Annotated in this window: 27 protein-coding genes; 18 read left to right on the top strand and 9 right to left on the bottom strand. The window is 62.9% G+C overall.

The window, feature by feature from the left end; all coding sequences use genetic code 11:
- Positions 1–209: 209 nt before the first annotated feature.
- From choX to NKH30_RS31785, 3 genes are read left to right on the top strand one after another with little or no spacing between them, the layout of a single operon-like run.
- Positions 210–1145, top strand: coding sequence for a choline ABC transporter substrate-binding protein (gene choX / locus NKH30_RS31795; protein WP_352997977.1), 936 nt, complete (start codon positions 210–212; stop codon positions 1143–1145).
- Positions 1142–2002, top strand: a complete 861-nt coding sequence (locus NKH30_RS31790) for an alpha/beta fold hydrolase (protein WP_352997976.1) — start codon at positions 1142–1144, stop codon at positions 2000–2002. Before choX ends, NKH30_RS31790 begins: the two co-directional genes overlap by 4 nt.
- 8 nt (positions 2003–2010) lie before the next feature.
- Positions 2011–3459 (top strand): amidase, encoded by a 1449-nt coding sequence (locus NKH30_RS31785; RefSeq protein ID WP_352997974.1) that lies wholly within the window; start codon positions 2011–2013, stop codon positions 3457–3459.
- A gap of 48 nt (positions 3460–3507) precedes the next feature.
- Here NKH30_RS31785 and NKH30_RS31780 read toward each other — a convergent pair whose 3' ends face one another.
- Positions 3508–4302, bottom strand: a complete 795-nt coding sequence (locus NKH30_RS31780) for an NIPSNAP family protein (protein ID WP_352997972.1) — start codon at positions 4300–4302, stop codon at positions 3508–3510.
- Between the two features lie 150 nt (positions 4303–4452).
- Between NKH30_RS31780 and NKH30_RS31775 the strand changes: the two genes are divergently transcribed.
- Positions 4453–4851 carry a hypothetical protein gene (locus NKH30_RS31775; protein ID WP_352971439.1) on the top strand — a complete coding sequence of 133 codons (399 nt, stop codon included), beginning with the start codon at positions 4453–4455 and terminating at the stop codon, positions 4849–4851.
- 186 nt (positions 4852–5037) lie between these two features.
- Entirely contained in the window at positions 5038–5649 is a 612-nt protein-coding gene (locus NKH30_RS31770) for a TetR/AcrR family transcriptional regulator (RefSeq protein WP_352997969.1), read from the top strand.
- A 49-nt stretch (positions 5650–5698) separates the two neighbouring features.
- On the opposite strand, the gene NKH30_RS31765 is transcribed toward NKH30_RS31770, so the two are convergent.
- Positions 5699–6292, bottom strand: coding sequence for a hypothetical protein (locus NKH30_RS31765; RefSeq protein WP_352472655.1), 594 nt, complete (start codon positions 6290–6292; stop codon positions 5699–5701).
- A 119-nt stretch (positions 6293–6411) separates the two neighbouring features.
- Here NKH30_RS31765 and NKH30_RS31760 point away from each other — a divergent pair, with 119 nt between their 5' ends.
- Positions 6412–7542 carry a metallophosphoesterase gene (locus NKH30_RS31760; protein WP_352771804.1) on the top strand — a complete coding sequence of 377 codons (1131 nt, stop codon included), beginning with the start codon at positions 6412–6414 and terminating at the stop codon, positions 7540–7542.
- 63 nt (positions 7543–7605) lie between these two features.
- Here NKH30_RS31760 and NKH30_RS31755 read toward each other — a convergent pair whose 3' ends face one another.
- Positions 7606–7782, bottom strand: a complete 177-nt coding sequence (locus NKH30_RS31755) for a CsbD family protein (protein WP_352771806.1) — start codon at positions 7780–7782, stop codon at positions 7606–7608.
- Between the two features lie 139 nt (positions 7783–7921).
- Between NKH30_RS31755 and NKH30_RS31750 the strand changes: the two genes are divergently transcribed.
- Both NKH30_RS31750 and NKH30_RS31745 read left to right on the top strand, forming a co-directional pair.
- Complete coding sequence (locus NKH30_RS31750) at positions 7922–8590, top strand: glutathione S-transferase family protein (RefSeq protein WP_352771808.1); 669 nt, start codon at positions 7922–7924, stop codon at positions 8588–8590.
- A gap of 77 nt (positions 8591–8667) precedes the next feature.
- A complete protein-coding gene (locus tag NKH30_RS31745; protein ID WP_352541614.1) occupies positions 8668–9423 on the top strand; it encodes an SDR family NAD(P)-dependent oxidoreductase in 756 nt (251 codons plus the stop codon).
- 18 nt (positions 9424–9441) lie between these two features.
- Here NKH30_RS31745 and NKH30_RS31740 read toward each other — a convergent pair whose 3' ends face one another.
- A complete protein-coding gene (locus NKH30_RS31740) occupies positions 9442–10293 on the bottom strand; it encodes a LysR family transcriptional regulator (RefSeq protein ID WP_352997967.1) in 852 nt (283 codons plus the stop codon).
- 97 nt (positions 10294–10390) lie between these two features.
- Between NKH30_RS31740 and NKH30_RS31735 the strand changes: the two genes are divergently transcribed.
- The 7 genes from NKH30_RS31735 to NKH30_RS31705 all read left to right on the top strand — a co-directional run bounded on the left by NKH30_RS31735 (position 10391) and on the right by NKH30_RS31705 (position 14043).
- Complete coding sequence (locus NKH30_RS31735; protein WP_352874688.1) at positions 10391–10852, top strand: RidA family protein; 462 nt, start codon at positions 10391–10393, stop codon at positions 10850–10852.
- A 66-nt stretch (positions 10853–10918) separates the two neighbouring features.
- Positions 10919–11710 carry an SDR family oxidoreductase gene (locus NKH30_RS31730; protein WP_352997965.1) on the top strand — a complete coding sequence of 264 codons (792 nt, stop codon included), beginning with the start codon at positions 10919–10921 and terminating at the stop codon, positions 11708–11710.
- Positions 11711–12150: 440 nt separating this feature from the next.
- A complete protein-coding gene (locus tag NKH30_RS31725; protein WP_010915421.1) occupies positions 12151–12360 on the top strand; it encodes a cold-shock protein in 210 nt (69 codons plus the stop codon).
- Between the two features lie 490 nt (positions 12361–12850).
- Positions 12851–13078 (top strand): hypothetical protein, encoded by a 228-nt coding sequence (locus NKH30_RS31720; RefSeq protein WP_023677608.1) that lies wholly within the window; start codon positions 12851–12853, stop codon positions 13076–13078.
- Positions 13078–13485, top strand: a complete 408-nt coding sequence (locus NKH30_RS31715) for a hypothetical protein (RefSeq protein ID WP_352472663.1) — start codon at positions 13078–13080, stop codon at positions 13483–13485. The genes NKH30_RS31720 and NKH30_RS31715 overlap by 1 nt, the downstream gene beginning before the upstream one ends.
- A 1-nt stretch (position 13486) precedes the next feature.
- Complete coding sequence (locus tag NKH30_RS31710; RefSeq protein WP_023722752.1) at positions 13487–13651, top strand: hypothetical protein; 165 nt, start codon at positions 13487–13489, stop codon at positions 13649–13651.
- A gap of 50 nt (positions 13652–13701) precedes the next feature.
- Positions 13702–14043, top strand: coding sequence for a YkgJ family cysteine cluster protein (locus NKH30_RS31705; protein WP_352685019.1), 342 nt, complete (start codon positions 13702–13704; stop codon positions 14041–14043).
- A gap of 34 nt (positions 14044–14077) precedes the next feature.
- Here the strand turns inward: NKH30_RS31705 and NKH30_RS31700 are convergent, their stop codons facing one another.
- Positions 14078–14998: an AraC family transcriptional regulator gene (locus tag NKH30_RS31700; RefSeq protein WP_352817485.1), complete on the bottom strand. Its 921-nt coding sequence runs from the start codon at positions 14996–14998 to the stop codon at positions 14078–14080.
- An 89-nt stretch (positions 14999–15087) separates the two neighbouring features.
- Here NKH30_RS31700 and NKH30_RS31695 point away from each other — a divergent pair, with 89 nt between their 5' ends.
- A complete protein-coding gene (locus NKH30_RS31695; RefSeq protein WP_352817482.1) occupies positions 15088–15588 on the top strand; it encodes a nuclear transport factor 2 family protein in 501 nt (166 codons plus the stop codon).
- 86 nt (positions 15589–15674) lie between these two features.
- On the top strand, positions 15675–16286 hold the full coding sequence (locus NKH30_RS31690) for a LysE family translocator (protein ID WP_352684918.1): 612 nt from the start codon (positions 15675–15677) through the stop codon (positions 16284–16286).
- Positions 16287–16312: 26 nt separating this feature from the next.
- On the opposite strand, the gene NKH30_RS31685 is transcribed toward NKH30_RS31690, so the two are convergent.
- Genes NKH30_RS31685 through NKH30_RS31675 form a run of 3 tightly spaced genes read right to left on the bottom strand, consistent with a single transcriptional unit; the run spans position 16313 to position 18222 of the window.
- Entirely contained in the window at positions 16313–16699 is a 387-nt protein-coding gene (locus tag NKH30_RS31685) for a nuclear transport factor 2 family protein (protein WP_352569753.1), read from the bottom strand.
- 16 nt (positions 16700–16715) lie between these two features.
- Positions 16716–17162, bottom strand: coding sequence for an OsmC family protein (locus tag NKH30_RS31680; protein ID WP_352997963.1), 447 nt, complete (start codon positions 17160–17162; stop codon positions 16716–16718).
- A 49-nt stretch (positions 17163–17211) separates the two neighbouring features.
- On the bottom strand, positions 17212–18222 hold the full coding sequence (locus NKH30_RS31675) for a zinc-dependent alcohol dehydrogenase family protein (RefSeq protein ID WP_352874685.1): 1011 nt from the start codon (positions 18220–18222) through the stop codon (positions 17212–17214).
- Positions 18223–18317: 95 nt separating this feature from the next.
- On the opposite strand from NKH30_RS31675, the gene NKH30_RS31670 reads away from it, so the two are divergent.
- Entirely contained in the window at positions 18318–18917 is a 600-nt protein-coding gene (locus tag NKH30_RS31670; RefSeq protein ID WP_352684914.1) for a TetR/AcrR family transcriptional regulator, read from the top strand.
- A 93-nt stretch (positions 18918–19010) separates the two neighbouring features.
- Here the strand turns inward: NKH30_RS31670 and groEL are convergent.
- The coding region (groEL, locus tag NKH30_RS31665; protein ID WP_352997961.1) for a chaperonin GroEL at positions 19011–19966 on the bottom strand (956 nt) is incomplete at its 5' end.

Genomic DNA, 19966 nt, shown 5'->3' with positions numbered 1-19966 from the left:
CCAATACGGATAAGGTGTTCCACGGACGGCTCCCTTGTTTGAGATCTCAACGAACTCATTCTGGCACATCCGATGCCGTCGGGCGCCGTCCACCCCATCATGCATCGAAAACCGACGTTGACATTTTTGTCCGCCGAGATCAATGATTGACCGTTGGGACAATTTAAAAACCGAATGGTCAACGTCGTTGGTGAATGAGGAGAACCGAAATGCTTCGTAGCCTTGGAATAGGCGCCTCGCTCTGCGTCCTGCTGGCGATCCGGCCGGCCTTTGCGGCTGAACCTGAGCAATGCAAGGTCGTGCGCATGGCCGAGCCTGGATGGAACGACCTTGCCTTCACCACCGGTGTCACCAGCGTCTTGCTCGATGCGCTCGGCTACAAGCCGGCAAGCTCGCTTCTGGGCATCAACGTCATCTATGAATCCTTGAAGAACAATGATTTGGACGTGTTCCTTGGCTATTGGGATCCGGCGATGATCACCTACTACGAGCCCTATAAGAAGGACGGCTCGGTAGACGATGTGCGCGTCAATCTCGTCGGCGCCAAATACACCTTTGCCGTGCCGACTTACGTGTGGGAGGCCGGCGTCAAGGATTTTGCCGACCTGCAAAGGTTCGCCGACAAGTTCGGCAGGAAGATGTACGGCATCGAGCCGGGCTCCAATCAGCTGATGATGGACGCCATCGCCGATAAGTCGCTCGGCCTCGATGGCTGGCAGGTCGTCGAATCGAGTGAAGCCGGCATGCTTTCCGAGGTCGGCTACGAGATCAAGGAAAAGCGCTTCATCGTCTTCCAGGGCTGGGCGCCGCATCCAATGAACACGATGTACGACTTCAAATATCTGAGCGGCGGCGACAAGTTCTACGGCCCGAACTTCGGCGCCGCGACGGTGACGACGCAGGTGCGCAAGGGCTATCTGCAGCAATGCCCGAATGTCGGGCAGTTGCTGAAGAACCTCGCCTTCGATGTCGATTTCGAAAATCTCGGCATGGGCTATCTCATCAATGACGGTATGAAGCCGGAGGAAGCCGGCCTGAAGGCCCTCAAGGAGAATCCGGATAGGCTCGGCGCCTGGCTTACCGGTGTCACCACATTCGATGGCAAGCCCGCGCTCGACGCAGTCAAGCAGCAGCTCGGCCTGTGATATCGGCCGATCAGGCGGGCTGGAACGGCCGCAAGCGCAGGGTCGGTGCCGGCTGCACTGAAACGGCCTGCGTCGAAATCGCCGGGCAGGAGCCCGCGCTGGTGCTGGTGCACGGCTTCTCCGACACGAGCCGCAGCTTCTCCTTGCTGGCGCCGCATCTCGCCGGGCGCCGGCTTGTCATTCCAGACTTGCGCGGGCATGGCGCCTCGCCGGCCGGGACACGCGGCTTCGCCCCGGCGGATTTCGCGGAAGATGTGGCGAGTTTGATCGAGCGATTGCGGCTCGAGCGGCCGGTTCTGGTCGGGCATTCCCTAGGCAGTATGGTGGCGATCGAGGCAGCCGCGCGCTACGCCGAGATGATCGGCGGCCTGGTGCTGATGGCCGGAACGCTGCGGCCGCAGATCGGTGAGGATCACCCGATGACCATTGGTGTGCGGGCGCTTCGAGACCCGATATCGCCGGCCGATCCGTTCTATGACTATTGGCATGCCTGCGAGGCCGAGGTTCCAGCGGAATTCCTGACCATGACTGCAAAGGAGGCGTCAGCCATGCCGGCGGCACTTTGGTGCGCAATCCTGGAGCAGGTTCGGCGCGTCGATCTGACCGACAAGGCGCGCACGCTGCGCCTGCCGGCGCTTGTCATTGCTGGCGCGCACGACCTGCTCTTCGACGAAACCCACCAACGGCGGCTCCTCGAAGAAATCCCTAGCGCCGCGTTCGTAAGCGCGGTGCGATGCGGACACAACCCGCACTGGGAGGATCCGGCATTGGTCGCGGCAGCCATCGGCCGGTATTTCAAGCTCGGTACCAAAGCTGGACCCCAGCCGACAGCCGAAGCGACCGGTAGTCCGTGCTGAGAGCAGTCATGGATCTTTCCGAATACGTGGCGTTGGACGCCGTCGCCCTGGCCGGGCATGTTCGCTCGGGCGAATTGTCGGCCGTCGAGGTCGTCGAGGCGGCTATCGAAGCGATCGAAAGCATCAATCCCGCCCTCAATGCCGTGACGCTGATCGATGCGGACCGGGCGCTTTCCGTTGCGGCAAGCTGCAACCGGCAGGCGGCACTCGCCGGCATTCCTTTTCTGGTCAAGGACACCGGCGTCAATGTACGGGAGTGGCCGACGACGCACTCGTCGCTCTACTTCAAGGATGCCGCGCCGAAGCCCGACAGCGAGATCGTCCGGCGCTGGCGGGCCGCCGGTCTGATCTTGCTGGGCAAGACAAACACGCCTGAATTTGCCAACGACTTCGTCACCGAACCCAGCTTTCGCGGCCCCACCTCGAACCCCTGGAATCCTTCGCTGACGGCGGGCGGCTCAAGCGGCGGAGCTGCTGCCGCGGTGGCGAGCGGCATGGTGCCGGTCGCCCACGGTTCCGATATCGGCGGATCGATCCGGGTGCCGGCTGCCTGTTGCGGCGTGTTCGGCATGAAGCCGTCGCGTGGGCTCACGCCTGTCGGGCCTGGTCGAGGTCAGGTCGGCGCCGGGCTCTACGCCGAGAACGTCCTGTCCCGCACCGTTCGCGACAGCGCCGCCATGCTGGACATGACTGCCGGTCCAGAACAAGGAGCGCCTTACTCCGTGTCCAAATCGGTGCCGTCCTACCTGGACTGGCTGTCTTCGCCCGGTGCGCGTCTGCGCGTCGCGTGCCTGGCGCACCGGCCGGACGGCACGCCCGTCGCGTCCGAGATCGGGGCAAAATTTCAGGAAGCCATGATCCTCCTCGAGGACAGGGGGCACGAGGTCACAGAGGCGCGTTTCCCGCGGGAAGCCAGCGCCGAAGCGGACTGGAGCATCTTCTGGATGTCGGAAGTCGCGCGGCTGGTTGACGATCGCGCCGACGAGATCGGGCGGATGCCGGGGGCCGGCGAAATCGAAAGCCTGACTCGTCACGCGCTCGACTGTTTTCGGCGATCCTCGGCCGCCGATTATTTCAGGGCGCAGGACCATGTGCACAGCGCTTCGCTGGCGATGGCGATGGCGTTCGATGGGTTCGACCTGATCATGACACCGACGACGGCCGAGCTTACGCCCCGGCTTGGCGCCATCCATGGCGATGGTGCTGTCTTTGATTACGAGGCTTGGGCGAGGCGAGCCTACGGCTTTGCGCCTTTCACAGAAATCTTCAACGTCACCGGCCAACCGGCCGCCAGCCTGCCGCTTTTCCAGTCGAAAGACGGCCTGCCGATTGGCATCCAGCTCATTGGCCGCAAGAACGAGGATCACCGGCTGCTGCGCGTTTGCCTTGACCTGGAGCAGGCAACCGCATGGACCACGCGTTACCAGGTGATCCATGCCAGGCATTTTCAGGTGTGAACCAGACAGGGGGGTTCAGTGCACATAGGTGGCTTTCAACGGCATTGGTCACGCCGGCGTTGGCTGTCCGAGCAGCGACCGCGCCGTCGGCGCCAGGCGCAGAACCTCCACGGGCCTGGCGAATTCCCACTGCGCGGCCTGCTCCAATTCCTTCCATCTCGGGAAGGCAGCCAAGGCTGCCTCATGGCGGGCATGCGCTTCGGTGCTGTCGAAACCGGTGATGCTGATGAAGACGTTTTCGCTGGCCCGCACCGGCAACCGCGGAAAGCTGTTTTCGGCATGCTCGGTAACGAAGGCGGCGAGCGGCGACGCGCCAAATGCGGCGAGCACCGGAAGGGCCGCGGTCTGGAAGTCATTGGCGAAACGGGCTTCCAGGCCCGGTTGCAAATGATGAATCCTGATGACAACAATTGCCTGCAAATCGCTGCTTGCGCTCGGTTTTTCGAGGTCCGCCTGGGGTAATCGTTCCGATCCCGAGAGGTCTAGGTTCGCGCCCGGCCAGGCCGGCTTCAGCAGCAGCACGTCGTCGGATGAGATCATCGTGGCGTTGGCGGCGTCGCGCCAGGCAGCCCAGACCGGCCCGTCGTAGAAGGCGGTCAGAGCGTTTTTCCGCGCTTCCATACCGTCGAAGCCGCGCAGCCAGACGAACATATCCGGCCGGTCGAGATCGCGGAACTGGCCGATGATGGTCATCCCCGCGGTTTCCTGGCCCTCGATCAGGTGATTGTCGAAGATGCCGATCAGCGTCTCGCGCCGGCCGGGTTTCAACGTGTATTGCCTGAGTTCGACGACGGGCGAGGCGAGCAGATCGGGATTAGGTAGGGCGTTCAAAGGCGGGTTCATTGCGCGATCTCCAAAACAGGACAGTCATCCTGTTTTACAAAACAGACCGGTTGTCCTGTTTTGTCAATCTGCTATCGTGTGAAGATGTCAGCAGAGATATCCGCTCGCCCAAGGTCGCGGCCTCAAAAACGCACCAACCACCCCGAAGGCATGCGCAAGAAAGTGCTCGATGTGAAGCAGCCAGAAGCGCCAAGGGACCCCGAAAGAGAATACGTTGAGGCTGCCATATTGCACCGTCAACTACTTGAAATGGGGGATGTCAAAGGATCGAATGCGGCTCACGACCGCTTAATCCGCGCAATAAGAGAGATCAGGAACCGACCTGATCGTGGCCGATCTTTTCTGTTGGGAACCCTGAGGCATACAGACGAAAATGTCAGGTTCTGGAGTGCCGGGCACCTTTTGCCACTCGAAGAAAAAATGGCTCTTGCCGATTTGAAGAGCCTCGCAAGAGACGCGAAATCGTCGGTGGTTAGTTTAAGTGCCGATGTGACCGCAACGGAGTGGCGAAGAGGCACGCTGGATATTGATTGGTTCATGAAAGAGTAGAAGTAGCGCCTCGTCCGAATCGATCACTGGGCGTTGGCGGCGTCGCCCCAAGCAAACCCTACCGGCTGTTTTACAAAACAGACCGGTTGTCCTGTTTTGTCAATCTGCTATCGTGTGAAGATGTCAGCAGAGATTTCCGCTCGCCCAAGGTCGCGGGCTCAAAAACGCACCAACGACCCCGAAGGCATGCGCAAAAAGGTGCTCGATGTCGCCGAGGAGGCGTTTCAGGCACGCGGCTATCATGCGTCCAGCATGGGCGACCTGATGGCGACGGCGGGCGTCACCGGCGGCGCGCTGCACCACCATTTCCCAACCAAGAAGGCGCTGGCGCTCGCAGTGATCGAGGAGCGGATCGCCGCCGCCGTAGAAGAGACATGGATCGCGCCGGTGCGGATGGCTTCCTCAGCGCGCGAGGGCGTGCGCTCCGTGTTCGCGGCCGTCGCGGCGGAGCTGGAGCAGCAGGGATTCGTGCGCGGCTGCCCGCTCAACAACCTGGCGCATGAACTGTCGCTTGCCGATCCGGATTTCCGCATTGCCCTTGCCGGCATTTTTTCGGCCTGGCGCCAGGCGATCGCCGACAAGATCAGGGCCGACCAGCAGTCGGGCCGGGAGCTGGGCACCGATCCGCAGCGCTTCGCAGCGTTAGCCGTCGCCAGCTATTCCGGCGCCATGTCGATGGCCAAGACCGCACAGGACGCAAGCGCGCTGCGCGACTGCCTGATGGCGTTGGAGCAGGGAGTTATGTCGTCCAAAACAGGAACGAGGCGACGTAGCAGGATACTGCACAGAGCCGTCTGATGCCGGCAGGACAGTCGCTCACTATGACCGAGGCGGGGAGGCCGAGCTCTTAATTCGGCAGCGGCTTGATCAGCTCGTAGCCGACCACGCTTTCGGCACTGGTGCCCTCGTCATAGCGCCTGGCCACAACTGCCTGCAGGTCGGGTGCGTAAAGCGCGGTAAACTCGTCCCGCGTCTCGCCGGCCTCGCTCCTGATCGTCTGCTTGACCGCGAGCACGGAGTATTTGCAATCACCCAGGCTGAACGTCTCCTTGCCCTTGACGTTGATCTCCAGCGTCTCGGTGCCCTTCGGCGGCTTGTTCGGTGCGAGACGGGCAAATACGATCTTGCTCTTGGCACCCGCCTTCAGCGGGAACACCTTCCTGAGATCGGAAAACGGGATCATCGCCAGCTGCCCCGTGCTGCTGTCGCGAAACACTTCGATCAGCCCGCCGAACAGGTACTGCGACTGCGGCGATTGCGACTGGTATTTGTTGGCAACCGCCACCATTCCGCCCGCCGCCGGACGAAATTCGCTGTGGATGCCGGGCCTTTCGAGAATGAAGCCGGCCTTGGCCGATTTGGCGTCGATGCACCCGGCGCCATGCGCTGCGCTCGTCACCGCCAGAATCGCCATTGTCATGCCGATGGATGTAGCTTTCACGGCGTCCTCCTCTGCCCGCGCAAGTTGAATGCCGAAAGCAATGCCAGACCTGAGAGAACGTGTCGACACACTTTGCGAGCAACTGGACTGCCGGTCCGCGTCGTGCTGAATTTTAGCGCATGATGCATCGTATTTCCGCCCGGCCGGTTTCCCGGCGCAGGTTCCTGATGAAGGCAGCGGCCGTTGCCGCGGCCGGCGCTGTTTCGCGCCCGGCCTTCGGCCAGACCGGCCAGCGTATCCCGCCGATCGACGCCACCTTCTTGTTTATCGCTGATGTCCATGCCTGCCGCACGGCGAACGGATTGAGCCCGCATTGCGAGCAGGAGGGCAAGACCGACGCTGCCTTGCTGCGCAACGTCGCCGCACTCAACGGCGTCGGCGACAGGCAATGGCCGGCTGAAATCGATGGCGTTGCCACCGCCCTGCGCTCGACGGGCAAAATCGGCACGCCGCTCGGCCTCGTCGTTGGCGGCGACATCACCGATGATGGCGGCGGCCAGATCACCCAGCCCAGCGAGGGCACGCAACTGCTTCAGTTCAGCCAGCGCTACCAGCAAGGCGTCGGCCCCGACCGCGTGCACATGCCGGTCTATGTCGGCCTCGGCAACCACGACCTCGACCAGAACGGCCCGCGCTCGCATGTCGACTGGTACCGCCGCGAAATGCGCGACTACGTCGAGGTCAACCACCGCCCCGGCGTGTTCTTCAAGCCGCCTGCGCCGGCGACCGACTACGATGTCGCGACCGATTGCTATTCATGGGATTGGGGCGGCCTGCATCTTGTACAGACGCACCGTTTCGCCGGCGATACCGGCCACGGCGCCGTCAGCAGCCTGCCATGGCTGAAGCAGGACCTGGCGACTTATGCCGGCGACGGCCGCCCGGTCATCCTGTTCCAGCATTATGGCTGGGATACTTTTTCGATCGAAAGATGGGACGCCGCCGAGAAAACCTTCGACGACGGCGGCAAGGGTCCGCCCCACTGGTGGAGCGAAGCCGACAGGCAGGCGCTGCTGGCTGTGCTGAAGGGTTACAACGTCGTCGGCATCTTCCATGGCCACCAGCACGCGACGCCGATGATCTACCACCGTGACGGGGTCGACTTGTTCAAGCCGAAGGCCGCCTTCATGGGCGGCTTTGCGTTGGCGCGGGTGACGGGAAACAGCATGGATGTGGTGCTGGGCGACGCCGCCGGAGATCATGGCGAGGTCACCTTCACCAATGCATACAGCAAAAGCCTGACTTTCTGACGGGCAGGAGAGGGTCAAAAAAGGCGGCCGAGCCGCCTTTTCCTGGTTCACGAAGGGCCGGCGTCAAAGCGCCTTCTTCACCTTCTCCTTCACGTCGCCGTAAGCCTTCTGCATCTTGCCGGTCGCTTTGTCGACGTCGCCTTCGGCCTCGGCGCGCCTGTTGCCGGTGGCCTTGCCGGCGGTCTGCTTGACCGAGCCCTTGGCTTGCTTGCAACCTGATCCTTGTTCACCATCTCGCATCTCCTGAACCGTTCGCCTGGAGAAGCGGTCGCGGATCGCTTAGGTTCCGGGTTCTGCCCGTCGATTGGGATAGCTTCCGGCCGCGAAGCCGACAGGATAGGGTGCGCGAGAAGCCCGAACAGACAGGGCCGGAGGGACAATGGCTGAATTCACGCTCTTCATCGGCAACAAATGCTTCTCGTCCTGGTCGCTGAGGCCATGGCTGGCGATGAAGCATCTGGAGATCCCGTTCGAGGAAGGTCTTGTGCGCCTGCGCACGCCCGAGACCGCGGCCAATCTGGCCAGGATATCGCCGACCGGCCAGGTGCCGGTGCTGAACCATCGGCTGCCGACTGGCGAGGTCCGGATCGTCTGGGAAACCCTTGCCATCCTTGAATATCTTGCTGAGCTGTTTCCCGAGAAAAAGCTCTGGCCGGCCGACATCGGCGCTCGTGCGCTGGCCCGCTCGGCGGCGACAGAGATGCATTCGGGCTTTCGCGAGGTCCGCTATAGCTGGCCGATGAATTTGCGCCGGCCGAAAGGCCACAAGCCGCTCGACGCCGAAGGTGAGGCGCAACGGGCGCGCATAGAAGGGCTATGGCGCGAATGCCGCGAAAAATACGGCAAAGGCGGGCCGTTTCTGTTTGGCCGTTTCACCGCGGCCGATGCCATGTACGCGCCGGTCGTCACCCGCTTCGACACCTATGGTGGCACGCTGGCGCCCGACACCCGCGCCTATGTCGACGCCGTGCTTTCGATGCCGGCGATGCGGCACTGGTATGCCGAGGCGGCGAAAGAGCCTTGGCCGGAGCCCGGCCCAGACGAGTAGAGCCGAGCAAAGCCGGTCTTCCACTTCGCGGCCCGCGGCCTATCTGAAGATCGGGCAGGGGCCTTGGAGACTTCACAATGACTTCTGTTTCTTCCGCACTGGCCGGCAAGGTCGCACTCGTCACCGGCGCCTCCTCGGGCATCGGCGAGGCAACGGCTGTGGCGCTCGCAGCCGCCGGGGCCAAGGTGGCGATTGCCGCACGCCGCGCCGATCGTCTCGAAGCGCTGGCCGCACGTATCGAAAAGGCCGGCGGCACGGCGCTCCGCATCGAGGCCGACGTCACCAGCAACGACGATGTCACCGCCATGGTCGACAAGGTTGTCACCGAATGGGGCCGCCTCGACATCCTCGTTAACAATGCAGGTGTCATGCTTCTGTCGCCGGCCGCCGATGCCGAACTCGACGACTGGCGCCGCATGATTGAGCTCAACCTGCTGGCGCTGATGGGCGTCACCAAGGCGGCGCTGCCGCATCTGAGGGCCGCCAAGGGTCACATCGTCAATGTCTCGTCGATCGCCGGACGCGTCGCCAATCCCGGCGCCAGCGGCTATGCCGCAACCAAGTTCGGCGTCGTCGGCTTTTCCGAATCGCTGCGCCGCGAAGTCTATGCCGATAAGGTTCGCGTCACCGTCATCGAGCCTGGCCTTGTGCGCACCGAACTCGGCGACCATGTCACCAACCCGGCGGCGAAGGCCGGGCTCGACCAGCGGCTCGCCGCCATGGAGGCGCTGACCGCCGAGGACATCGCCGCGGCCATTTTCTACGCCGTGAGCCAGCCGGCACATGTCAACGTCAACGAGATCGTCATCCGCCCGACCGACCAGGAACGGTGAACGGCGTCAGATATTTCGCTACGCTTCGAATCCCGCTCGCAGGAAATCGCCACACTCCTCGACCAGCCGCGACGGGTCCCTCGCGAGATAGACGCCGAAATCCGCCATCGCCGCCGGCGGCAGGTTGAAGCGTCCGTTGAGGCTTTGGCAGTCGGGCGGCAGTCCTTCTTGCAGCAGAAGCCCGATGCCGAGCCCGGCCCTCAGCGCCGAGATCAGCGTCGCGAAGGTCGACACGCGGCAGCCGATCTTCCAGCCGATTCCGGCCTCGGCGAGCGAGGCCAGCATTCTGTCCTGCCAGGAGCAGGCGCCTTCGAAGATGATCAGCGGAAGCTCGACCTCGTCATCGATCTCGATCATGCGGCTTGCCGCCCAGACCAGCTGTCGTGACACATGGCCTCGCGGCGCCATTGTGAAGCGCGCCGGATCGGCCATGACGATGTCGCATCTTCCTTCGCCCAGCGACTTGCTGAGATCGCTGCTGCTGGCCGACGTCAGCTCGATCTCCACGGAAGGATGCCGGCGGCGGAATTCGGCGATGATCAACGGCAGCCGCGTTATCGCCAAATCCTCGACGATGCCCAGCCGGACACGGCCGACCAGCCTGCGGCCTTCTATCTCGCGCCTGGCATCGTCACCGATCGCGATGGCCTTGCGGGCGAAGGCGAGCAGGATCTCGCCGGCCTCGGTCAGCGTCACGCCGCGCGGCGAGCGGCGCAGCAGCTCGGCGCCGACTTCACCTTCGAGGCGCTGAAGCTGCATGCTCACCGCCGCCTGCGTGCGGGCAAGCCGATCGGCGGCCCGGCTCACCGTTCCCGTATCGGCCACGGTGACGAAGGCGCGCAGCAGCCGGACGTCGATATCTCCGGTCATAAGAATTCCTGATAGCTGTGTCAGCACTATCAGGCCATCCGAAAGCCCGATCTGAATTCAAGGTCCGCTCGCACGAATGAAAACAGGAGCAGCCACCTTGCCCTACAGAAGAAGATTTGAGGAGTTCGGTGTCGCCTGGCCGTCGCTCGATCGGCCTGCTTTGCCGTTCTCGCCGACGGCTCGGGTCGCCGACATCGTCTATGTCTCCGGTCAGATCCCCGAGATCGGGCAGGAGATCGCTGCGATCGGCCAGGTCGGCGCACAGATCGATCTGCCCGCGGCGCGGAACGCCGCCCGGCTCTGCGCGGCCAACATCGTCTATTGGCTGGACAAGGAATTGGACGGCAATCTCGACCGCGTCGTGAAATTCGCCAAGCTGACCGTCTATGTGAACGCGGCGGCCGGCTTTGCGGCCTATTCGGAGGTCGGCAACGGAGCATCCGAATTTCTGCTCCATGTTTTCGGCGAGCGTGGCGAGCATGCCCGCTGCTCGCTCGGCATGGCCGGCTTGCCGGCCAATGTTCCGGTCGAAGCCGACGCCATTGTGCATGTACGCTGATGCACGCCCAGAACATGCACTCGGGCCTGATCCGAGAGTGCGCAGCGAAACCAGGGGAGGCTTGGCTTGATTAGCGCAAATCTTGAGGGGCGGAAGGCGCTTGTCCTCGGCGGAGGCAAGGGCCTCGGTTTCGGCGTTGCCGAAGCGCTCGCGGCGAAAGGCGCCGAGATCATCCTGGTCGGACGCGGGAAGGAGACCCTGGATGCGGCGCGGTGCGCGATCGAGTCCGCCAGCCCCGTCTGCTCGACCTTCAGCGCCGATCTTTCCGACAACGACAGCGTCTCCCGGCTGATCCGTGCCATCGAGGACGAGCATCAGCGGATCGACATCGTCCTGCTCAATGGCGGCGGCCCGCCGCCCTTCGCGGCCAGCGTCTTCGATGCGAGCGTCTGGGAAAAGCAGTTCACCAGCATGGTGCTGAGCCAGATGCGCATCGCCATTTCTTTCCTGCCAGGCATGCGGGCACGGCGCTGGGGACGCATCATCGCCGTTTCCTCCACGTCCGTCCGCGAGCCGATCCCCGGGCTTACCGCTTCGAACGCGCTGCGTGCGTCGCTCGCCGGCTGGGCCAAGACGCTGGCCGGCGAAGTGGCGGCGGACGGCGTCACGGTCAACCTGTTGCTGCCGGGCCGTTTTGCGACGGACCGGACGAAACAGTTCGACGCCATGGACGCCGCCGACAGGGGTGTCGACGCTGCTGTGATCGCCGCCGAGAGTCAGGCCGAAATCCCGGCAAAGCGCTACGGCACGCCCGCTGAATTCGGCGCCGTTGCCGCATTCCTGGCCAGCGCCGCCGCCGCCTATGTCACCGGCGTGGCTTTGCCGGTGGATGGCGGGCTCAGCCGGGCCATGCTGTGAGGGGCAGGGTGCAGCGGCGCGAATGGTCGCATCACAGGAACGCCCCTCGTGCCTTTTATCTGCGCGGGGGGCGTCCTGTTTGTCGTCCGCCTTTCTCAAGATCGCTCTTTCGAGAACGGCTTTCGACACCGAAAAAAATGCCCCGGCGCCAAAATGGTTCCCAGGCTGATTGGTTTTTTCGGCGGGCAATAGCCCGGCTTTCGCCGTCCGATGTGCTGGCGCGGGCCGCCGCCGCGCGTCTCCGCGAGTGTGGCAAATCAAAAAAATTGACACAACGCGCAAAGAAGTCTATAAGAATTTTGTCGATATTTGTTTGACCGACTTTTGTTATCCGCGTGCTTAGGCGCGCCTTTGGCGAACTTCCCCCATCAAAATCGAGACAAACGTTGTTGTGCATCCGCATGACGACGAACGAATATTTGCCATGGAAAGGGTTCGTTATGAGCACAGGCACAGTTAAATGGTTCAACGCCACCAAGGGTTTTGGTTTTATTCAGCCTGACGACGGTTCTGCCGACGTTTTCGTCCACATCTCAGCCGTCGAGCGCGCCGGAATGCGCGACATCGTCGAGGGCCAGAAGCTTGGCTACGAGATGGTCCGCGACAACAAGTCGGGCAAGATGTCCGCCGACCAGTTGAAGGCGGCCTAAAACGGAATTAAGCCTCACCGGTGACCACGGATGTACTGGCACCGGTGAATGGCAAATTCCAGCGCATGGTGGCGGGGAGGTTAAGTCCCCGCTCATGCGCATGAGAAGAACGTTCCCTTGCGCGTCTCTCGGGATGCGCAGGCGTTCTCATGGGAGGTCAGGCGGTGCCTGGCCTTTTTCATTTTTGCGCTTCGACCGCCGAAAGAGCGCTGCTCGACGGCCCGGACGTGCTAAGAGGCTGTTTCGAAATTCGCTCCGGCGAGTCATATGGTGGTGGTTTCGAGAACCGGAGCGCAGCGGACATTTGGGTCCGTGAGCACCGGAAGCGCAGAAAACCCCATCAGATGGCCGTCAGAGTAGAATTTCCAAACGGTCTCTAAGGACGTTCCAGCAATTTGAAACCGGCTGCCGTATTGCTTTGTGCGGGATCCTGGCCGAAAGACCAGTCTCGCCACTTTTCGGCGGCGTGCTCCGAACCGGGAGAAAGACCTTGACCGCAACTTCAAAAAAACCCCGCGACCAGGCCGAATCCATTTTCAGCAAGACGCGGACCCAGTCGATGTCGCTCGACCGCATCAATTCCGAACGGGATGCCGTCAGCCAGGCCCGCGAAGCCAAGACCGCGCGGCTGCGCGAATTGCGCCTGGAGAAGGAAGCCGACGACATGGCGGCGGCGGTTGCGCTCGCAGCCTCGCCAAAACGCGCAGGCAAACGCTGATGGCCACCAAACGCGTGCCTCAAAAGGCGATCGCCGCCGATTCGACCATCGCCGATGTCGTGGGTGAACTAGACAAGCCGGTCGAATATGTCCGGCGCGTGCTCGAAAAGCTTGAGCGCTGCCGGCGTGTCCACGGCGATGCTCAGGTGCGGCTCGGCGTGCGCGGCCGCGCCGAATGCCCCAATTATCTGATCGAATATGTCCGGGAAAACGCCAAGACGCACGAGCGCGTGACCTATCCGGATGCTGCCTACAGCGGCAGCACGCATCGCGAACTGGCGCCCCGGCACATCGAGGAAGCCAGGAACTGGTCGCCCGAAGAAATGAACATCACGGCCGTTTCGGCGCTCATCGGCCGCCTTCGCAATCCGAATGCGCCATCATCGCGTTTCTCTGACGAGGATTGATATGGCAATCAAGTTTTCCGCCAAGGGCCAGCCGGCAGCGCCTGCTGCCGCCGTGAAGCCGGCCAAGCCGGCGGCCGCGCCAAAAACCGGCGAAGCCGCCGAGGCGGGCACCGATCTGTTCAGGTCGCCGGCGGAAGCACCGCCGCGCAAGCCCAAGAAGAAATAGCGTCCTTGCAGCAAAATGCCGGCCGGAAATCTGCGCCAAGGCTGCTTGCCCTGGCGGTCGCAGAGGAGTTTTCGTCGCCACGAGAGGGCGCCGGTCCGGTTGCCTTCGATTGCCAGACCTGTGGCGCCTGCTGCGCCTACTCGTCCAGATGGCCGCGCTTCTCCACCGAGGATGACGCGCAGCTCGACCTTATCCCGCAAAAATACGTGGCTGCCGACGAAGCCGGTATGCGCTGCGACGGCGCGCGCTGTTCGGCACTGTGCGGCGAGGTCGGCAAGTCAACGGCCTGCGGCATCTACGACATCCGCCCCGACGTCTGCCGCGCCTGCATGCCGGGCGATGACGACTGCCTGATCGCGCGTCGGGCTCACGGTCTGCCGACGCTTGAATGACGGCCCTCGGGCTGGCGTCCCAGTTTGAATTTCGTCAATCAGATGCGCGAAAGTCGCTGCGGTAGAGGCCGGGCGATCGTCCGGTCAATCGTTTGAATGCCTGCGAGAACGACGGCACCGATTCATATCCGACGGCGCGCCCGATCTCGCCGATGTTCTGGTTCGTTTCCCGCAGCGCCCTGGCGGCAAGGTTCATCCGCCACCGGGTCACATAGGATAGCGGCGGCTGTCCTACCAGTTGAGCGAAGCGACGCGCGAAGGTGGCTCGAGACTGTGCCGCGCCGCTGGCAAGGGAAGCGATAGTCCAGGGATTGCCCGGCTGCTCGTGGATCATGCGCAAAGCCTGCGCAATGCCTTTGTCGCGCAAGGCGCCAAACCATCCCCCTGTTCCGAGTGGCTGATGTTCGATCCAGGCACGCAACAAGAAGATCAACGTGCTGTCGAGAAGGCGTGGGGCGACAATGTCGTGGCCGCCGAGATCGCCTTTCGCTTCGACCTGCAGAAGTTCCAGGGCAAGCCGCAGCGGCTCGCTGGTGCCAATCTGATTTCGGGTCAAATGGATCAGCGGAGGAAGCAGCGAAACCATCGGGTATGGGTCGACGCCGTCGAGTGAATATCTCGCACAAAGAAGAGTTGTCGCGCCGCTTTCGCTTTTCGGTTCCGCTCCGCTCCGATTCGCGGAAAGGACGGCGGATATCGATGCCGTCGGTGCATCCGCCGGATTGCAAAGGGTATGCCCGATACCGCTCGCGACAAGGATGACATCTCCCTCGCCTAAGCGGATCGGCTCCCTTTCACCGGCTAACCGCAGCCAGCATTCGCCGTTCTGGATGACGTGGATGGCGGCATTCCTTGTCGGATCCACCGAAATACCCCAGGGCCGATGCAGGGTCGCGCTGCCGATCATGGCGCTGCCAAATCTCAGCGAAGCAAGAACTTCGGACAAGGCATCCATGAGAACCATCCTCCGCCGATAACCAGATTGACGATATTAGACGATTGGATAAGAATCTAGGCGAATAGCGTATCGACCGTCTCACAAGCGTGGCTGATCATGTTGGCAATATCGGCCTGCGGACGCTCCCGTCCACACCGGGCAGAAGCAGGCACCTGAAGGAGCAAAACATGCGTGACGAACCATCAAATCCAGTTCCAGCCAAGATCCATAATTCGCTCGAGACCAACAAGACGATCGTCCTGGACTTCATCGACAAAGCGGTAAACCAGGGCAACATCGAAGCTGCTTCGATGCATTTTGGCGAACGCTACATCCAACACAATCCGAACATTGCGGATGGTGCGGACGGCTTCAAAGCCTATCTGCAGCAGCTCAAACAGTCATTTCCCCTCGTAAGGGGAGAGGTGAAGCGGATTTTTGCAGAAGGGGATTTCGTCATTGTGCACATGCACGCAAAACGCGAACCGGAGGAGGAGGGCCTGGCCATTGTCGACATTTTCAGGCTGAAGGACAGCAAGCTGGTCGAACACTGGGAAGTTCGGCAGCCTATTGCCGATAGCAAGCTGCACGCCAACAGCATGATCTGAATGCGCATAGGCTCTCAGGTTGGCTTGTGCCCGCACGTTTCGCTGATTACGCTGCCGGCGGCAGGGCCAGCACCGGGAGACCATCCGTGAGCATCGAATTTCTATTGACGTCGCTGATTGTCGTGGCTTCGCCCGGTACCGGCGTTCTCTATACGCTGAGCGCCGGGCTCTCGCGTGGTGCGCGCGCCAGCATCATTGCCGCTTTCGGCTGCACGCTCGGCATCATTCCGCACATGGCGGCCGCCATCACCGGCCTCGCGGCGCTGCTGCACACCAGTGCCGTCGCCTTCGAGACGCTGAAATATCTCGGCGTCGCCTACCTGCTCTACATGGCCTGGAACACGCTGAAGGAGAAGGGTGGCCTGAGCGTCGAAGAAAATGTTGCGCCGCGCTCGGCCGGCAAAGTGATCACTTCGGGCATCCTCATCAACATCCTCAACCCAAAACTGTCGATCTTCTTCTTTGCCTTCCTGCCGCAATTCGTCAGCACCACCGAACCGCATGCGCTGTCGAAGATGCTGGAACTCAGCAGCATCTTCATGCTGCTCACCTTCGTGGTCTTTGTCGGCTACGGCGTTTTCGCGGCGTCAATCCGCAGCCATGTCGTGTCGCGGCCAAAGGTGCTGACCTGGATGCGCCGTACCTTCGCCGGAGCCTTTGTCATGCTCGGCGCCAAACTGGCGCTGGCGGACCGGTAGACAGGAAGGTCGCGGGCAGCGCAAATCTATCCCTTCACATAGCCCATGGCCTCGACAATCTGCCCGTCCGCCACGCGCATCAGGTTGACGCCGCGCAGCGAATTGCCGTCGGCCATCCAGTAGCGCCAGCGGATCGTCGCCCGATCACCGGCGACGAAAGTTTCTTCAATGTCGAAGCGCGTGCCGGGTCCGGTTGCGATCGCCGACCACAGTTCGACGCAGGCGCCCTTGCCGATGCGGCGGGCGCCGTCCGGGGCCGGCGTGGTGTTCTCGATCACGCAATCTTCCGCCACCAGATCGTCGAGCGCCGACGGGTCGTGGCGCTGGAAGACGTCGTTGTAGCGCCGCATGATCTCGGCCGTTTCGGCGGAGCGTTTGGCGGCGGCGATGTCGATGACGAGTTCCTGTGTCATTGGATATTCCTTCCCTTCAGTGATCGGTAGCGGTTTCGATGAGGCGGGCCTTGAGCGTGATCACTGCGACGCCGGCCAGCGCCCGCGACACGAGGCAGCTCTCCTTGGCCGTCTGCGCCAGCCGCTCGAACTCCCCCGCCGCCAACCCGGCGACGCTTGCCTGGGTTTCCAGCTCGATACGGGTCAGCGTCGGTCCGGCCGCGGTGGCGCCGAGATGCGCTTTGGCGATCGTGTGGATGCGTGCGGGAGTGTAACCTTCGCGGCCGAGGACGGTGCTCAGCGCCATCGAGAAGCAGCCGGCATGCGCCGCCCCAATCAATTCCTCGGGGTTGGTGCCGGGACCGTTCTCGAAACGCGACGGGAACGAGTAGGCGCCTTCGAAGACGCCGCTGCCGAGCTTCAGCCGGCCCGAACCTTCCTTCAACGATCCCTGCCATTGGGCCTTTGCTTCACGAATGGTCATTGTGTCTCTCCTTTGATTTGAGGGTCGATCAGATTTTGGGGCGGACCAGTCAGGCGCTGTCGACGACCACTTTCCCGAAGACGTCGCCTTGCTGGAAATAGCGATAGGCGTCGTTGGCCTCGTCGAAGGCGAACACCTTGTCGATGACAGGCCTGAGGCGATGCACCGAGATGGCGCGCAGCATGGCTTCGAGGTTGGTGCGATTGCCGACGAACAGGCGGCTGATGGTGGCGAGGCTGCGCTGGTAGACCGGGCCGGGGATCTGCACCGTCCCGCCTTTCGCATCCTGTATGGTGAGAAGCACGATGCGCCCGTAAAGCGCGCAGGCGATCATCGATTGCGCGAAGGTCGGCGGGCCGCCGGTCTCGACGACGAGGTCGATGCCGCCGGTCTGCTCGCGCACCGCAGCACCCCATTCCGGCATGTCGGCGGTCGAGACGACGAGGTCGGCGCCCAGCGCCCGCAGCCGGTCCAGCTTCTCGTTGCGCGAGCTGACTGCCACGACACGGCAGCCGAGCAGCTTGGCGAATTGCAGCGCAAATAGCGCGACGCCACCTGAACCGATGACAAGAACCCATTGGCCGGGCTTCGGCATTTCGGCCGCCGTCACGGCATTCCAGGCGGTCAGGCCGGCGCAGGTTAGTGTCGCCGCTTGATGCCAGTCGAGATGATCGGGAAGCCGCACCGCCCATTGCTCGTCGAGCACGGCGTATTCGGCCAGCATCCCGTCCAGCGTGCAGCCAAGCTGGTCGATCAGACCGGCATTGATGCGGCCATCGATCCAGCGCGCAAAATAACTGCCGGTGACGCGGTCGCCGACCGCAAAGCGGGTGACGGCCTCGCCGACCGCAACGACTTCGCCGGCGCCGTCGCTCAGCGGGATAACGCCTTGGCGCGGCGCCAGCGGGTAGGTGCCGTTGAGGATCATCGTATCGCGGCGGTTGAGCGCGGTGGCGCGGACACGCACGACGATCTCGTGCGGCTTCGGCGTCGGCTGCGCCTCGTCGCGCATCACCAGGCACTTGGTCCCGCAGGTTCCTTCAAGACGATAGCTGCGCATTTGCCTCTCGATATGTAGACTGATCTACATATTATGTAGACCGATTGTCATATTCGAGGCAAGGTCTATAATGCTCACTCCTGACAGAGGTTGACATGGCGAACGACACCCGTACCCGCATACTCGAGACCACGGGGCGCCTGCTTCGGCAGCGCGGCTATCACGGCACTTCGCTCAACGACATATTGAGCGCCTCAGGCGCGCCGAGAGGCTCGCTCTATTTTCATTTTCCGGGCGGCAAGGACCAGCTGGTCATCGAGGTGACGCGCGACAGCGTCGAGGACGTCTCGAAAAGGCTGGGCGAGGCCCTTGCGGCCGAAAAGGACCCGGCGGTGGCCGTCCACCACATCTACCAGTCGGTCGCGCGCATGCTGGAAGACAATCGGTTCACGCTCGGTTGCCCGATCGCGCCCGTGGTCTTGGACTCGCCGATCGACATGCCGGAACTGGCCGAATTGTGCCGGTCCGCCTTCGAGCAATGGATAGGCTTGCTCAGGGCGGCCTTCGTCAGGGCAGGGGTGCCCGAGCGACGCGCGCACGCGCTGGCATTGCTGGTCGAATCATCGCTTGAAGGACTGATGGTGATCGCACGCGCCACCCACGACCGCGCCCCGGTGCTGGCGGTAGCCGATGAGGTCGCGGCGCTGATTGAGGGCGCTTTGCCGGCCAAGAGTGCCACTGCCGCGGTGCATTGATATCGCCGCTTGAGCCGGGGCAGCCCGCTATGAAGCAAACAAAAAGGGCGGCATCGCTGCCGCCCTTTCCGAAAGCTTGCGAGATTGGCTGGATTAGAAATCCATGCCACCCATGCCGCCCATGCCGCCGCCGCCCATGCCGCCAGGCATGCCGCCGCCAGCCGACTCCTTCTTCGGAGCCTCCGCGATCATGGCTTCGGTGGTGACCAGCAGGCCGGCGACCGAGGCCGCGTCCTGCAGAGCCGTGCGCACAACCTTGACCGGATCGACGATACCCATGGCGATCATGTCGCCATATTCGCCGGTCTGGGCGTTGTAGCCGAAGGTTGCCCCCTTGTTCTCAAGGATCTTGCCGGCAACGATCGATGCTTCCGCACCGGCGTTGGCCGCGATCTGGCGGGCCGGAGCCTGCAGCGCGCGACGCACGATGCTGATGCCCGCGGTCTGGTCGGAGTTGGCGCCGGTTGCCTTGATGCTCAGCGAAGCGCGCAGCAGTGCGACGCCGCCGCCGGGAACGATGCCTTCTTCGACGGCCGCGCGGGTCGCGTTGAGGGCGTCATCGACGCGGTCCTTCTTTTCCTTGACTTCCACTTCGGTCGCACCGCCGACGCGGATGACGGCAACGCCGCCCGCCAGCTTGGCGAGACGTTCCTGCAGCTTCTCCTTGTCGTAGTCCGAGGTGGTCTCCTCGATCTGCTGCTTGATCTGGGCGACGCGGCCCTGGATCTCGGCCTTCTTGCCGGCGCCGTCGACGATGGTGGTGTTCTCCTTGGAGATCGACACCTTCTTGGCGCGGCCGAGCATGTTGAGGCCGACATTCTCGAGCTTGATGCCGAGGTCTTCGGAAATGACCTGGCCACCGGTGAGGATGGCGATGTCTTCCAGCATGGCCTTGCGGCGATCACCGAAGCCCGGCGCCTTGACGGCAGCGATCTTCAGGCCGCCACGCAGCTTGTTGACGACCAGCGTGGCCAGGGCCTCGCCTTCGACGTCCTCGGAGATGATGACCAGCGGCTTCGAAGTCTGCACGACAGCCTCGAGGATCGGCA

The sequence above is a fragment of the Mesorhizobium sp. M1273 genome (genome assembly GCF_040318195.1).
Classification (GTDB): domain Bacteria; phylum Pseudomonadota; class Alphaproteobacteria; order Rhizobiales; family Rhizobiaceae; genus Mesorhizobium.
Note: the sequence above shows the minus strand (reverse complement) of the source record. Positions and strands in the feature narration are given on the sequence as shown.